We start from the raw sequence: 12,969 nt of genomic DNA, 5'->3' as shown, positions 1-12,969 counted from the left end.
GCAGCGCTTGGTCGTGCGTCGAAATACGATGCGCATGTGAGTGGATGCGTCGCGCGGCGTCCGGTTCGTGCGATCCGTCCGCTACCCGGCGCGGCTACATCGCGGCACTGTAAAGATGATGTGCGTCGGTCAGTGCGTCGGCGACAAGCTGCAGGCCGTCGCGGCAGCGCTCCTGATCCTGCGGGCCGCCGAGGCAGATGCGAATCGCGTCCGGCGGGTTGCCGTCGGTCGAGAATGCCGCGCTTGCCACGGCGGCGACACTCCGGCTTCGCAGATATTGCGCGAGATCCGGTGCTGTCCACTGGCACTCGCCGGGAATCGGCAACCAGAGATGAAAACCATCGGGATGCGCGTCGAAAGGCCATGCGCCGAGAACGCGGCTGGCGATCGCCTGCCGTGAATGCGCCTCGGATCGGATGGCGGCCAGCATCTCGCTTGCCGTGCCGTCGTTGATCCACTGGGTGGACAGCAGCATCGTGAACGGGCTCGGCATCACGGTCGTGGCGCGCAATGCCCCCGCGATACGCTGTGTTTCGCGCACCGTCGGCGCCAGCAGGTAGGCGATTCGCAGCCCGGCGCCGAGGTTCTTCGACATGCCGGTCACGTAGTAGGTCAGTTCGGGGGCCAGCAACGCCAGTGGCGGCGGGGCGCTCTGCGGCAGCATCGCGTACGCGTCGTCCTCGATGATGGGCACGTTGTAGCGCATCGCGATATCCGCCAGCGCTTCGCGGCGCCTGAACGGTATCGTGAGCGTGCTTGGATTCTGCAGGGTCGGGTTGCAGTACAGCGCCGCGGGCTGTCCGCTTCGGCAGAGCGATTCGAACGCATGCGGCAACGGCCCGTCGTCGTCCCGCGGCAGCGGCTGCAACTGGACGCCCAGTTGCGATGCGATGGCCTTGATGCCGGGGTACGCGAGTGAATCGAGGCAGATCGAATCACCGCGGCGCGCAAGCCGGGAGACGAGCGCGACGAGCGCGCTGTGGATTCCCGGACAAACGAGCACGGTATCGCTGCTGCAGCCGGGCAGGCGATGGGCCAGCCATGCGCGGCCGGCGGCGCGATCCGCCGGTGTGCCGCCGAAATCCTGATATCGCATCAGTTGGTAAGGGTCCGCGGCGGCGAACAATGCCGCCGCCGATTGTTGCAGCCGGCCGACCATCTCGGCCGGTTCAGGGGGCATGTTCATCGACATCTCGACGCTGCTCCCGCCCGACAACTGGACTGTTTGCGTCGGGCCGCGCACGAACGTGCCGCTTCCTGCCCGCGTATCGAGCAAGCCGCGTCGGCGGGCTTCCGCATACGCGCGGGCGACCGTCGTGTAGTTCAGGTTCAGCGCCCCGGCGAGATCGCGCAGCCCGGGCAGGCGGTCGCGCGGTTTCAGCCGGCCGGCCGCAAGATCTTCCTCGATGAGGTCGGGGATCAGCTGATAGGCCGGTTTCCTGCTTTCCAGCAAGCGCTTCGACCAATGATGGATTGCGTAATCCATACCTGTTTCCATTTGACGATTCATCAAAACGTTAGCATGGCGCATTAATCGAAAAATATATATATCGCGCCGTGGAAGCCGACTGATTGCATTGATTGCATCGTGTATCGGATTGATGCATCGATGCACGCCGGGCGCGCACCGGTTCATGCGTGCTGCATCAGTCAGGTGCGCCGTTCGGCCCGGCCGGGCCGTTTTCAGTTGGATCCGGATTGGGGCACGCAAGGATCGAACCGACTGCAGCGGCATTTTTGGATTGAATGATTGCAGAGTGATTGCATCGGGTCGCGGCCCGGTTGGCATATGCGTTGCGTTAATGAGTTCGCCCGGATTCGAAAGCGTTCGGGAATCTCATTCAACTCATTTCCAGACGGAGCGTGCCATGCCCGCAGTCAATCAGCCTCTGCACAAGAAGGGAGATTTCCTCGTCGACTACGAGGAAAAAGTATTCGAAGACGTCAAGGCGGAAGCGGGCGAGAAGGCGCTCGTGACGTTCCACACGGTTGCGTTCGAGGGGTCGATCGGCTTCGTGAACCTCCTGCAGGCGACCCGCCTGCAGCGCAAGGGGTTCGAGACGTCGGTGCTGCTCTACGGCCCCGGCGTGACGCTCGGCCTGCAACGCGGGTTCCCGACACTGGGCGACGAGGCGTTTCCCGGCCATCTGAACTTCAACAAGCAACTCGTGAAGTTCATGGAGGAGGGCGGGAAAGTCTATGCGTGCCGCTTTGCATTGCAGGCGCTTTACGGGCATGGCGAAGCGTCGCTGATCGAGGGCATCCGGCCGATCAACCCGCTCGACGTGCTCGATATCCAGCTGCTTCACCGCAAGGAGAACGCGCTGATCATCCATACCTGGACCGTTTGATCGAATCACGGGTGCCATCATGTCCGACAAACGCATCGTCCGGGCGGCAGCCGTCCAGATCGCGCCCGATCTGGAACGCGCCGGCGGCACGCTCGACAAGGTCTGCGCGACGATCGACGAGGCCGCCGGCAAGGGCGTCCAGCTGATCGTCTTTCCCGAAACATTCGTGCCGTACTACCCGTACTTCTCGTTCGTGCGGACGCCGGTCGCGTCCGGCGCCGATCACATGCGGCTCTACGAGCAGGCCGTGACGGTGCCGGGGCCCGTGACGCATGCGGTCGCGGAGCGCGCGCGCCTGCACGGGATGGTGGTCGTGCTCGGCGTGAACGAGCGCGACCACGGCAGCCTGTACAACACGCAGCTGATCTTCGACGGCGACGGGCGCCTCGCGCTGAAGCGCCGCAAGATCACGCCGACGTTTCACGAGCGGATGATCTGGGGGCAGGGGGATGCGGCCGGACTCAAGGTCGTGCGGACCGGTGCCGGACGGGTCGGTGCGCTCGCGTGCTGGGAGCACTACAACCCGCTCGCCCGTTATGCGCTGATGACGCAGCACGAGGAAATTCATTGCAGCCAGTTCCCCGGATCGCTGGTCGGCCCGATCTTCGCGGACCAGATCGAGGTCACGATCCGCCACCACGCGCTGGAGTCCGGCTGCTTCGTCGTCAATGCGACCGGCTGGCTGACGGATGCCCAGATCGAGTCGATCACGGGCGATCCGAATCTGCAGAAGGCCCTGCGCGGCGGATGCAATACCGCGATCGTGTCCCCGGAGGGGCAGCACCTGGCCGAGCCGTTGCGTGCCGGCGAAGGGATGGTGATCGCCGACCTGGACATGTCGCTGATCACCAAGCGCAAGCGAATGATGGACTCGGTCGGCCACTATGCGCGGCCGGAACTGCTGAGCCTTGCCATCAACGATCGGCCGGCGGCGACGGTGACCCCGATGGGGATCAACGGATCGGCCGCCCCTGACTTCGAGGGAAACTGCCATGAGCGTGAACGCGAAACCGTCGGTGCAGAGCCGGCAATTGATGACTGAACTGCAGTCGGTCGGGCTGCGCCTCGCGGATCCGCGGGTTGGCGCCGCGAGCCGGCGCGGCGGCGCCGGGCCGTCCGATCACAAGGCCGTGACGGTCGACGGCGTGACCATCATGGTGCCGGTGCACACGAGCACCGCGTGGGATTCGCCGTTCGTCGCGGGGGCGCCCGATGCGGCGGGCGTCAGCCAGCTCTCGCGCGGCACCATCCCGATCGCGAGCATCAGCTTTCCGTCGAACCCGCGCTTCTACGCATTGCAGACGCTGGAGGGCGTGCCGTATTCGCACATCGCGACGCTGCACGGTGCCGACGTGCTGGCGACCACGGTGTTGCAGACCTGCATTCGCTACGAGAGCCGGCGCAAGACCTGCCAGTTCTGCTCGATCGGCCAGTCGCTCGCAGCCGGCAGGACGATCGCCCGCAAGACGCCTGAACAACTCGCCGAGGTGGCGCGCGCGGCGGTCCTGCTCGACGGCGTCAAGCACATGGTATTGACGACCGGCACACCGCCGACGCCCGACCGCGGCGCGCGCGTGCTCTGCGAAAGCGCGTTCGCGATCAAGGCGGCCGTCGATCTCCCGATCCAGGCGCAATGCGAGCCGCCCGACGACGACGGCTGGTTCGAGCGGATGAAGGCAAGCGGGATCGATACGCTGGGCATGCATCTGGAAGCCGTGACGCCGGCCGTGCGCGAACGGATCATGCCCGGCAAGGCGAGCGTGCCGCTGTCCCGCTACATGGCGGCATTCCGCGCGGCCGTCGCGGTGTTCGGCCGCGGACAGGTCAGCACCTACATCCTCGCCGGGCTCGGCGACAGCGCGGCCGCGATCCTCGACATGTCGCGCGAACTGATCGGGTTGGGCGTGTATCCGTTCGTCGTGCCGTTCGTGCCGATCAGCGGCACGCCGCTGGAGAGTCATCCCGCGCCGTCGCCGGAATTCATGCGGGCGGTGCTCGAACCGCTCGGCTCCATGCTGCGCGATGCCGGCATGCGCTCCGCCGACATCAAGGCAGGCTGCGGAAAGTGCGGTGCCTGCTCGTCGCTGTCGACCTACGAGGTATGACCATGTACTGCGCAGAGATGGGACTGGCCGACAGCAGCAGCCCGTACCGGCCAGCCGAATACCGGATCAAATGGGCGGCGCTTCCCTGGGAAATCGACGAAGCATACAAGCTGCGCCGGGCCGTGTTCTGCATCGAGCAGGGCATCTTCGCCGGCGACGATCGCGACGATATCGACCGCCACGCGCAATTGCTGGTCGCGGTCAGTTGCTGCGCGGGGCTGCCGGAGCAGGTGGTCGGCACGGTGCGGATTCACGAAACCGGGCCGGGAACCTGGATGGGCTCGCGGCTCGCGGTGCATCCGGCATTCCGGCGGCAAGGCAGGATCGGCTCGATGCTGATCGCGCTGGCCGTCGGCAGTGCGCATGCCGAAGGTTGCCGGCGCTTCGTCGCACACGTGCAATCGCAGAACGTGCCGCTGTTTCTTCGGCTTCACTGGGATGCGCTCGGCGAGGAAACGTTGTTCGGACGTCCTCATCAACTGATGCAGGCCCAGCTTGAACACTATCCGCCGTGCGGCACGCCGTTCGAGGGTTTCGTCCTGCGGCTGGAGGGGGCGCAATGAGTGTCGAGGATCGCATCGCGACGCTGCGCGCGAGCCGCGGCTTCCAGCACAAGCACGACATCGCCGGCGTGGTTGCGTCGCTCGCGGGCGCATTACCGAACGGCGAACGGGATCTCGCACAGGCCGTCGCGCTCGGTGACGACTGCGCGGCGATTCCCGACGCGGACGGCTACCTGCTGTTTGCGATCGAGGGGATGGTCGGCGATTTCGTCGAGTCGATGCCGTGGTTTGCCGGGTACAGCGGCGTGATGGCGAACGTCAGCGACATCTACGCGATGGGCGGGCGGCCGATCGCCGTCGTCGATGCATTGTGGAGCGACGGAATCGACGCCGCGCGGCCGGTGCTCGCCGGGATGGCCGCGGCGGCGTCCGCGTACGGCGTGCCGATCGTCGGCGGCCACAGCAACACGCGCAGCGTGCAGGGGCAACTGGCCGTATCGATTCTGGGCCGGGCCCGCGCGCTGCTGTCGAGCTTCAGCGCGCGGCCGGGCGATCGCCTGATGATGGCGGTCGACCTGCGCGGCGCATTCGAGGCGCCGTATCCGTTCTGGAATGCGTCGGTCGGCGCGCCGCCGGCCCGGCTACGCGGCGATCTGGAGATTCTGCCGACGTTGGCCGAAGCCGGGCTGTGCGACGCCGCGAAGGATATCTCGATGGCCGGCGTGCTCGGGACGGCGCTGATGCTCGCCGAATGCTCGCGCGTCGGTGCGCGGATCGCGCTGGACGCGATCCCGCGTCCGCCAGGCGTCGACTTCGATCGCTGGCTGACGGCCTTTCCGAGCTATGGGTTCGTGATGGCGGCGCGGCCGGCGCACGCCGAGGCGATCGCGGAACGCTTCGCGGCGCGCGGGCTCGCGTGCGCGGTGATCGGCGATATCGACGCCTCGTGCGAGGTCGTCGTCGAAGAGGCGGGCGAAACGGCGGTGCTGTGGGATTTCCGGGTCGAGCCGTTCATCACCTGCACCGTTGGGGATGTGCGATGAGCGCCGATACGTTGCGCATCGCACTGCTCACCCACTCGGTCAATCCGCGCGGCGGTGTCGTGCACGCGCTGGAACTCGCCCGTGCGCTGCACGATGCGGGCAGCGACGTCACCGTGTTCGCACCGGCCGCGCCGGGCGAGAGAATGTTCCGCGACGTCCGGTGCCGCGTCGTGCTGGCGCGCGTCGATGGCCATCCGCGCAGCGTCGCGGACATGGTGCGCGCGCGGATTGTCGCGATCAGGCATGCATTGCTGGAGCACGATGCAAGCGGCTTCGACGTGCTGCATGCCCAGGACAGCATCACGGGCAATGCGCTGGCCGACCTGAAGCAGTCGGGTGCAATAGACGGCTTCGTACGGACCGTGCATCACCTCGACGTATTCGACGACCCGCAGCTCGAACGCTGGCAGGCGCGCGCGTGGCGAGCGGCGGACCAGGTGCTGTGCGTGAGCGCTGCGTGGGCAGCCACGATGCGCGGGACGTTCGGGGTCGACGCAAGCGTGGTGCCCAACGGCGTGGACGTCTCCCGGTTCGCTCGGGCGGATCGGGCGGCCGTGCAGGCGGTGCGGCAGCGGTTCGGCCTGCACGGCGCACCGGTCGTCCTCGCGATCGGCGGGATCGAGCAGCGGAAAAACTCGATCGCGCTGCTCGAGGCGTTCGCCCTGCTGCGCAGCACGATGCCCGACGCACGGCTCGTGATCGGGGGCGGCGCGAGTCTGCTCGATCACGATGCTTACGCGCGCCGCTTCGTCGCGCGGGCCGCCGCGCTGGGTCTGGGGATCGGCGTCGACGAACCCGTCGTGTCGACGGGGCCGCTCGACGATGCGGCGCTGGTCGCGCTGATGCACTGCGCAGACGTGGTGTCGATGGTGTCGATCCGGGAGGGATTCGGCCTGGTCGTGCTCGAGGGGCTTGCTTGCGGAAAGCCCGTGGTCGTATCCGAAATCGAACCCTTTACCGAGTATCTGGACGAGCGCGTGTGTGTGTGGGCCGATCCCGCCGATGTGGATTCGATCGCCGGCGCGCTGCGCGACGCGCTCTCGGGACGGCGTGCTCCCGATTTCGCACGTGCCGTGCCTGCGCTGATGAACCGCTTCACATGGGAAGCGAGTGCACGCAGGCATCTGGACATCTACCAGGACAGGCTGGCGCAGCGTGCGCAAGCATCGTCCGCCAAGTGAGGAGGCATCATGCCGGTCATGCATTTTCGGGTCCGTTGGCCCGACCAGTCGGAAACCAATTGCTATTCGCCTTCGACCGTGGTGTCGGAATTTTTCACGCCCGGCACGCAATACGCGCTCGACGACTTCGTCGAGCGAGCCCGGCGTGCCCTGGGTATCGGGTCCGAGCGCGTACGGGAGAAATACGGGTTCGCGTGCTCGGCCGCGATGGATGAACTGGCACGGATCGAAGCGCACGCGCAACGATTTTCTCCGCAGGGCGATGCGACCGTGACCGTCATCGAGCTCGTTTAGGGCGTCCGGCACGCGGCAATCCACCGTCGTCTTCAACACACATTCAGGACTGCATCATGTCAAGCGAACCCGTTGTTTCATCCAGCCTCCCGGATATCGATTCCCGTCTCGGCGTAGCGGTCATCGGCGGCGGGCAGGCAGGACTGTCGATCAGCCACTACCTGAAGCAGGCAGGTATCGATCATCTCGTGTTCGAAAAGGAGACCGTGACGCACACGTGGCGCACGCAGCGCTGGGACGCGTTCTGTCTCGTGACGCCGAACTGGCAGTGTGCGCTGCCGGGTTATCCATATCGCGGTGCGGATCCGCACGGCTTCATGACGAAGGACGAGATCGTCGAGTATCTCGACGGATTCATCCGCAGCGTCGATGCCCCGGTGCTGGAACACACCGCCGTCGAGCGTGTGACGCGCGACGCGGACGGACGCTATCGCATCGCGACGTCGCGCGGCACGTACACGGCGGATCGGGTCGTCGTGGCATCGGGCGGCTACCATCGGCCGATCGTGCCGCGGATGGCCGAGCGGTTTCCGGCCACGATCGTGCAGATCCAGTCGTCGGAGTACCGGAATCCGGCCGCGTTGCCGGACGGACCGGTTCTCGTGGTCGGATCGGGACAATCGGGTGCGCAGATCGCGGAGGACCTCCACCTCGCCGGGCGAAAGGTGTTCCTCGCGGTGGGCGATGCGCCTCGCTGCGCCCGTTTCTACCGGGGCAGGGACGTCGTCGACTGGCTGGCCGACATGCAGTACTACGACATGCCGGTCGATGCGCATCCGCTGCGCGAAGGCGTGCGCGACAACACCAACCATTATGTGACCGGCCGCGACGGCGGGCGCGATATCGATCTGCGCCGCTTTGCCGCCGACGGGATGGAACTGTACGGCCGGCTGGAGGATTTCACGGGCGGACGGTTGCGCTTCTCCGCGGATCTGGCGGCGCGGCTCGACAGCGCGGACGATACGTACAACCGGATCAACGCCGGCATCGATGCCCATATCGAGAAGAACGGAATCGCGGCGCCCCCTGCGACGCGTTACGCGCCCGTGTGGCGTCCCGCCGGCGAGCGCACGGCGCTCGATCTCGCGGCGAGCGGCATCGCATCGGTCATCTGGTGCATCGGCTTCACCCCGGATTTCAGCTGGCTGGATGCGCCGGTCTTCAACGGCCGCGGTTATCCCGCGCACCGGCGCGGCGTGACGCCGGTTCCGGGGCTCTACTTCGTCGGGCTGCCGTGGCTGCACACGTGGGGATCGGGGCGATTCTCCGGCGTTGCGCGCGATGCCGCCCATATCGTCGACCAGATCCGGGCCGAGATGACGGCGCCGCGGCGCTCGCCCGAAAGCGCGGCTGCCTGACGCCGCTGCATAACGCCATCCGTCGCCATCGAGCCGGCATGCCGCGACGTGCGCCCGCGAGGCTCGCGGAAGACTGGCCGGGCGACGCGTGCAGGCAGCGTCGCCGGGATGCGCTGGCCGCGCATGCGGGCCACGACGACCCCGGGTTCTTCGACGAGGGGGCGGCAGCATGCCCATGCGACGATCGTGCCGATGCTCGCCGGTTTCGGCGCGTCGGACTACGCCGACAATCTCGCCTATAACGATGTCTACGATCGCGCGTTGGAAAGTCAAACCGAAACGAAGCTCGATTCAGGCAATTGACTCCGCCGGACGATTGCTTTAAAAAGTAAAGCATGACCACGCCAAGAATCGGACAACGCGTTCGCGGATCGACGACGGGGCGGCCCATCATGGTCGTGCTGGATCTGCTCGGGCGCCGCACCGCGCTGCGCATTTTGTGGGAGCTGCGCGGCTCGCCGCTCACGTTCCGCGCATTGCAGGAAGCCTGCGAAACGAACGCGCGTCTGCTCAACACGCGGCTGGCCGAGCTCAAGGCGTCGGGCCTCGTCGAGCACGGGGAGGGCGGCTATCGTATGACCGCCGAAGGCCGCCGGCTCGAAGCGGCGCTGCAGCCGTTGCTGGGGTGGGCAAGAGAGTGGGCGAAGCGCGACCCGGACGGGCTGGACGCGGCCGATCGCGAACAAGCCGGTCAGGCGCGCTGACCGCTCCTGCGCGCGGGTGCGGTCGCATCGTCATTCCAGGTCACGCGTCGAGCGTGATCCATTTTTCGTTCGCGGAGTCCATTCATGCCTGTTCGGGCCGTCATATTCGACTTCGATCTGACGCTGGCGGATTCGTCCGCGGCGATCGTCGAATGCACGGAATACGCATTGCATCGGCTTGGCGCGGCACGCGCGACACCCGCGCAGATCGGCGCCGTGATCGGTCTGACGCTGCCGCAGATGTTCCGTTCGTTGACGGGCGAGACCGAAGCGGCGCGGGCCGATGCGTTCGCGCGGCACTTCGTCGCGCGTGCCGACGAGATCATGGTGCCCGGCACGCGCATCTATCCCGAGGTGCCGCCGCTGCTTGCACGGCTGCGCGAGCAAGGGCTCGCCGTCGCGATCGTGTCGTCGAAGTTTCGCTACCGGATCGAGGCGATTCTCGAGCGCAACGGCTTGCAGTCGCTGGTCGACGTGTTGATCGGCGGAGAAGACGTGCAACGTCACAAGCCGGATCCCGAAGGGCTCGTGCTGGCGTTGGCGCGGCTGGGCCTGCCTGCCGCCGCCGCGATCTATGTCGGCGACCATGCGGTGGACGCGCAGGCGGCCGAGCGCGCGGGCGTGCCGTTCGTCGGCGCGGTGACCGGCATGACGTCGTTCGATGCGTGGGCGCGCGCGGGCAAGCAGGCGGTCCCGGCGCATATCGGCGAACTGGCCGCGATCGTGCGGCGGATGCAGCACGAGCCGGGCCGGGCGTCCGGCCCGCACGGCGTCTGACGCCGGTTTCGGGAGCCGCACGATGCCGCGCCGCGTGAACCATCTCCGCTGGAAGATCGTCGCGTTTCTGGTCGCGCCGCTGACCTTCGTGATGACGCTCGATCGCGCGGCGATGGCCGTGGCCGCTCCGGCGATCCAGGGCGAACTCGGCCTGTCGATCGTCGAGATGTCGATGATCCTGACGATCTACTTCTGGGCCTATGCGCTCGGCCAGATCCCGGCCGGACGCGCGGCCGAACGCTTCGGGTCGCGCCGCGTGCTGTTCGGCACCAGCACGCTGTGGTCGCTGATGATGATCATCACGCCGCTCGGCGGTTCGTTCGCCTGGTTGTTCGGTTGCCGGCTGGTGCTTGGCGGCGCGCAGTCGGCAGACTGGTCCAGCAGCGTCGTCGCGCTCAAGCGCTGGTTTCCGGCCGGCGAGCGTGCGAAAGGCAACGCGGTGCTGCTCGCGGGGCTGTATCTGGGCCCGATCGTGTCGGCGCCCCTCACGGCCTGGACGATCGTCCATTTCGGCTGGCATGCCGTCTTCCACGGATTCGGCGTGCTCGGCCTGCTGCTCGGCGCAATCTGGTGGTTCGGCTACCGCGATGCGCCGGCGTCCCATCCGCTGATCACGCCGGCCGAGGCGGACTACATCGCGGCCGGCCAGCCGCCCGGCCACGCGGCCGCGTCGGGTTCGCTCGCGCGTTGCCTGCGGCTGGGGCGTTTCTGGATCTTCGGCATCCAGTACTTCCTGCTCGTGCTGATCCAGAGCTTCTACACGACGTGGCTGCCGACCTACCTGATGCGCGCGCGGGGCCTGTCGCTGAAGGCAATGGGGCTGTACGCGTCGCTGCCGTGGGTGGCCGTGTTCGCGGCGGTATTCGTCGCGGGTACCGTCAGCGACCGGTTGCTGAGGAAAACGGGTTCGATCTACCGGGCGCGCACGCCGGTCGCGATCGCGGGATTCGTCGTGAGCGCGCTGGCTCTGGTCGCCGCGTCGCGCGCGCAGGCGATGGCCGCGGTCATCGCGCTGCTGTGCCTGTCGTTCGCGGCCGTCGGGTTCGTGCAGGTCGTCGTGTGGTCGGCCGCGCAGGATCTCGGGCGGCCGTTCGCCGGCGTGATGTCGGGCTGGACCAACGTATGGGGCGCCCTGTCGAACGTCGCGGGGCCGATGGCGCTCGCGCTCGTCGTCAAGATCACCGGCAACTGGGGCAGCGGGATGGTCGTGATCGGTGCCGCGGCGGTTTGCGGCGCGGTGCTGTGGCTGTTCGTGCATCCCGAGCGCCCGCTGCTGGCCGCGACGGCGGGCGGCTTGCCGCCGTCGGCAGCGGGCGGGAATGCGGCGCGCGGCGACGCGGGCGCAACCCGTGCCGACGCCGGGCGGGTGTCCGAGCCGGCCGACTGAGCCGTATTGCACAACGGGCCGGCAGCGCGCGACGGATTCTGCGACCATCGCCGTTAAAGTCCTGTCCGCAACCCGATCCGCTGCCATGTCCCTTATTTCCGTTGCCTTTGCCAGCATCCGGCCCGCGCGTGCGCGGTCGTTCGCCCGTGCGCTGTCGTTCGCACTTTCGCTCTCGGTTTCGATCGCCTGTGCCGTCATCGGCATGGCGGGCAGTGTGCGTTCGGCCGAAGCCGCGACACCTACCCAGCGCGAACGTCTCGAAGCACCGGTCAAGGCCGTCGCCGACCAGCGCGTGGCCGTCGCGACGCCGCAGGGCAGCGCGGCGCTGCCCGTCTATGCCGACCATCCGCTCGATCAGCCCGCGCCCGACGTCGTGCGTGTTTTCATCGTGATTCACGGCACGCTTCGCAACGCCGACACGTATTACGCGTCGGGGCGCCAGGTCGTCGAGAAGGCCGGCGCGGCCGGCAGCGGCACGATGGTCGTCGCGCCGCAGTTCCTGACGCGCGCCGATACGCGCGCATTCTCGTTGCCCGCATCGACACTCGCGTGGACGCAGGAAGGCTGGAAGGGCGGCGAACCGGCGCGCCAGCCGGGGCCGGTCAGCTCGTTCGCGGCGCTCGACGCGCTGCTCGCGCATTTCGCCGACCGCGGCCTGTACCCGTCGCTGACGACGGTCGTCGTGATCGGTCACTCCGCCGGCGCGCAGTTGCTGCAGCGTTACGCCGTGGCCGGGCACGAAGGCGACGCGCTGGCGCGTGGCGGCGTCGCCGTGCGCTACGTGGTCGCGAACCCGTCGAGCTACCTGTATTTCGACGACGAACGGCCGAATGCCGACGCGGTCGCGGGCGGCATCTGCCCGCGCGCGACGCAATGGAAGTACGGGCTGAAGTCGGCGCCGCCTTACGTCGCGTCGCAGGATGGGCGCGAACTCGAAACGCGTTATGTGGCGCGCCATGTCGTGTACCTGCTCGGGCAGGCCGATACGAATCCGTACACGCATTTCATCGACCGTTCGTGCGCGGCGATGGCGCAGGGCCCGTACCGGCTCGCGCGCGGGCTCGCGTATTTCGACTACCTGAAGAAGCGGCACCCGGACGATCTCGCGCAGCAGGTCGTCGAAGTCCCGGGCGTCGGGCATGACGGTCTCGGCATGTTCACGTCCGCTTGCGGGCTGGCCGTGCTGTTCGGGCAGGCCTTGCCGCAATCGTGTCCGGTCGTCGCCGGCACCGCGCCGGCGATGCGGGCGGCAGGGCCGTGAGCGGG

The 12,969-nt window shown here is 67.5% G+C and carries 13 protein-coding genes; 12 read left to right on the top strand and 1 reads right to left on the bottom strand.

Annotated features, from left to right (window positions below):
* Window positions 1-94 precede the first annotated feature (94 nt).
* Window positions 95-1,486: an aminotransferase-like domain-containing protein gene (locus AC1VVG_RS29360; protein ID WP_367189237.1), complete on the bottom strand. Its 1,392-nt coding sequence runs from the start codon at window positions 1,484-1,486 to the stop codon at window positions 95-97.
* 382 nt (window positions 1,487-1,868) lie between these two features.
* On the opposite strand from AC1VVG_RS29360, the gene AC1VVG_RS29355 reads away from it, so the two are divergent.
* The 12 genes from AC1VVG_RS29355 (at window position 1,869) to AC1VVG_RS29300 (ending at window position 12,964) form a co-directional block, all read left to right on the top strand.
* Window positions 1,869-2,351: an MSMEG_0572/Sll0783 family nitrogen starvation response protein gene (locus AC1VVG_RS29355; RefSeq protein ID WP_034189492.1), complete on the top strand. Its 483-nt coding sequence runs from the start codon at window positions 1,869-1,871 to the stop codon at window positions 2,349-2,351.
* A 19-nt stretch (window positions 2,352-2,370) separates the two neighbouring features.
* A complete protein-coding gene (locus AC1VVG_RS29350) occupies window positions 2,371-3,393 on the top strand; it encodes a Nit6803 family nitrilase (protein ID WP_124671340.1) in 1,023 nt (340 codons plus the stop codon).
* Window positions 3,386-4,456 carry an MSMEG_0568 family radical SAM protein gene (locus AC1VVG_RS29345; protein WP_059556948.1) on the top strand — a complete coding sequence of 357 codons (1,071 nt, stop codon included), beginning with the start codon at window positions 3,386-3,388 and terminating at the stop codon, window positions 4,454-4,456. The genes AC1VVG_RS29350 and AC1VVG_RS29345 overlap by 8 nt, the downstream gene beginning before the upstream one ends.
* 2 nt (window positions 4,457-4,458) lie before the next feature.
* Window positions 4,459-5,019: an MSMEG_0567/Sll0786 family nitrogen starvation N-acetyltransferase gene (locus tag AC1VVG_RS29340; RefSeq protein ID WP_226227951.1), complete on the top strand. Its 561-nt coding sequence runs from the start codon at window positions 4,459-4,461 to the stop codon at window positions 5,017-5,019.
* Window positions 5,016-6,002, top strand: a complete 987-nt coding sequence (locus AC1VVG_RS29335) for a sll0787 family AIR synthase-like protein (RefSeq protein ID WP_482837043.1) — start codon at window positions 5,016-5,018, stop codon at window positions 6,000-6,002. The genes AC1VVG_RS29340 and AC1VVG_RS29335 overlap by 4 nt, the downstream gene beginning before the upstream one ends.
* Window positions 5,999-7,183 carry an MSMEG_0565 family glycosyltransferase gene (locus tag AC1VVG_RS29330; protein WP_482837042.1) on the top strand — a complete coding sequence of 395 codons (1,185 nt, stop codon included), beginning with the start codon at window positions 5,999-6,001 and terminating at the stop codon, window positions 7,181-7,183. The genes AC1VVG_RS29335 and AC1VVG_RS29330 overlap by 4 nt, the downstream gene beginning before the upstream one ends.
* A gap of 9 nt (window positions 7,184-7,192) precedes the next feature.
* Entirely contained in the window at window positions 7,193-7,477 is a 285-nt protein-coding gene (locus tag AC1VVG_RS29325) for an MSMEG_0570 family nitrogen starvation response protein (RefSeq protein ID WP_034189497.1), read from the top strand.
* Window positions 7,478-7,533: 56 nt separating this feature from the next.
* Window positions 7,534-8,835: an MSMEG_0569 family flavin-dependent oxidoreductase gene (locus tag AC1VVG_RS29320; RefSeq protein WP_482837041.1), complete on the top strand. Its 1,302-nt coding sequence runs from the start codon at window positions 7,534-7,536 to the stop codon at window positions 8,833-8,835.
* Window positions 8,836-9,227: 392 nt separating this feature from the next.
* Complete coding sequence (locus tag AC1VVG_RS29315; RefSeq protein ID WP_226104046.1) at window positions 9,228-9,539, top strand: winged helix-turn-helix transcriptional regulator; 312 nt, start codon at window positions 9,228-9,230, stop codon at window positions 9,537-9,539.
* 84 nt (window positions 9,540-9,623) lie between these two features.
* Entirely contained in the window at window positions 9,624-10,316 is a 693-nt protein-coding gene (locus tag AC1VVG_RS29310) for an HAD family hydrolase (RefSeq protein WP_069706345.1), read from the top strand.
* 34 nt (window positions 10,317-10,350) lie between these two features.
* A complete protein-coding gene (locus AC1VVG_RS29305; protein ID WP_482837039.1) occupies window positions 10,351-11,703 on the top strand; it encodes an MFS transporter in 1,353 nt (450 codons plus the stop codon).
* A gap of 85 nt (window positions 11,704-11,788) precedes the next feature.
* Entirely contained in the window at window positions 11,789-12,964 is a 1,176-nt protein-coding gene (locus AC1VVG_RS29300; RefSeq protein WP_482837037.1) for an alpha/beta hydrolase, read from the top strand.
* Window positions 12,965-12,969: the final 5 nt, after the last annotated feature.

It is taken from the genome of Burkholderia sp. L-4, assembly GCF_056856535.1.
The sequence above is the reverse complement of the archived record's forward strand: the minus strand, read 5'-3'. Positions and strand labels throughout refer to the sequence as shown.

Coding starts and splice junctions, on each gene's coding strand:
- AC1VVG_RS29360 (WP_367189237.1), bottom strand. CDS start 1,486: ATGGATTACGCAATCCATCATTGGTCGAAGCGCTTGCTGGAAAGCAGG.
- AC1VVG_RS29355 (WP_034189492.1), top strand. CDS start 1,869: ATGCCCGCAGTCAATCAGCCTCTGCACAAGAAGGGAGATTTCCTCGTC.
- AC1VVG_RS29350 (WP_124671340.1), top strand. CDS start 2,371: ATGTCCGACAAACGCATCGTCCGGGCGGCAGCCGTCCAGATCGCGCCC.
- AC1VVG_RS29345 (WP_059556948.1), top strand. CDS start 3,386: ATGACTGAACTGCAGTCGGTCGGGCTGCGCCTCGCGGATCCGCGGGTT.
- AC1VVG_RS29340 (WP_226227951.1), top strand. CDS start 4,459: ATGTACTGCGCAGAGATGGGACTGGCCGACAGCAGCAGCCCGTACCGG.
- AC1VVG_RS29335 (WP_482837043.1), top strand. CDS start 5,016: ATGAGTGTCGAGGATCGCATCGCGACGCTGCGCGCGAGCCGCGGCTTC.
- AC1VVG_RS29330 (WP_482837042.1), top strand. CDS start 5,999: ATGAGCGCCGATACGTTGCGCATCGCACTGCTCACCCACTCGGTCAAT.
- AC1VVG_RS29325 (WP_034189497.1), top strand. CDS start 7,193: ATGCCGGTCATGCATTTTCGGGTCCGTTGGCCCGACCAGTCGGAAACC.
- AC1VVG_RS29320 (WP_482837041.1), top strand. CDS start 7,534: ATGTCAAGCGAACCCGTTGTTTCATCCAGCCTCCCGGATATCGATTCC.
- AC1VVG_RS29315 (WP_226104046.1), top strand. CDS start 9,228: ATGGTCGTGCTGGATCTGCTCGGGCGCCGCACCGCGCTGCGCATTTTG.
- AC1VVG_RS29310 (WP_069706345.1), top strand. CDS start 9,624: ATGCCTGTTCGGGCCGTCATATTCGACTTCGATCTGACGCTGGCGGAT.
- AC1VVG_RS29300 (WP_482837037.1), top strand. CDS start 11,789: ATGTCCCTTATTTCCGTTGCCTTTGCCAGCATCCGGCCCGCGCGTGCG.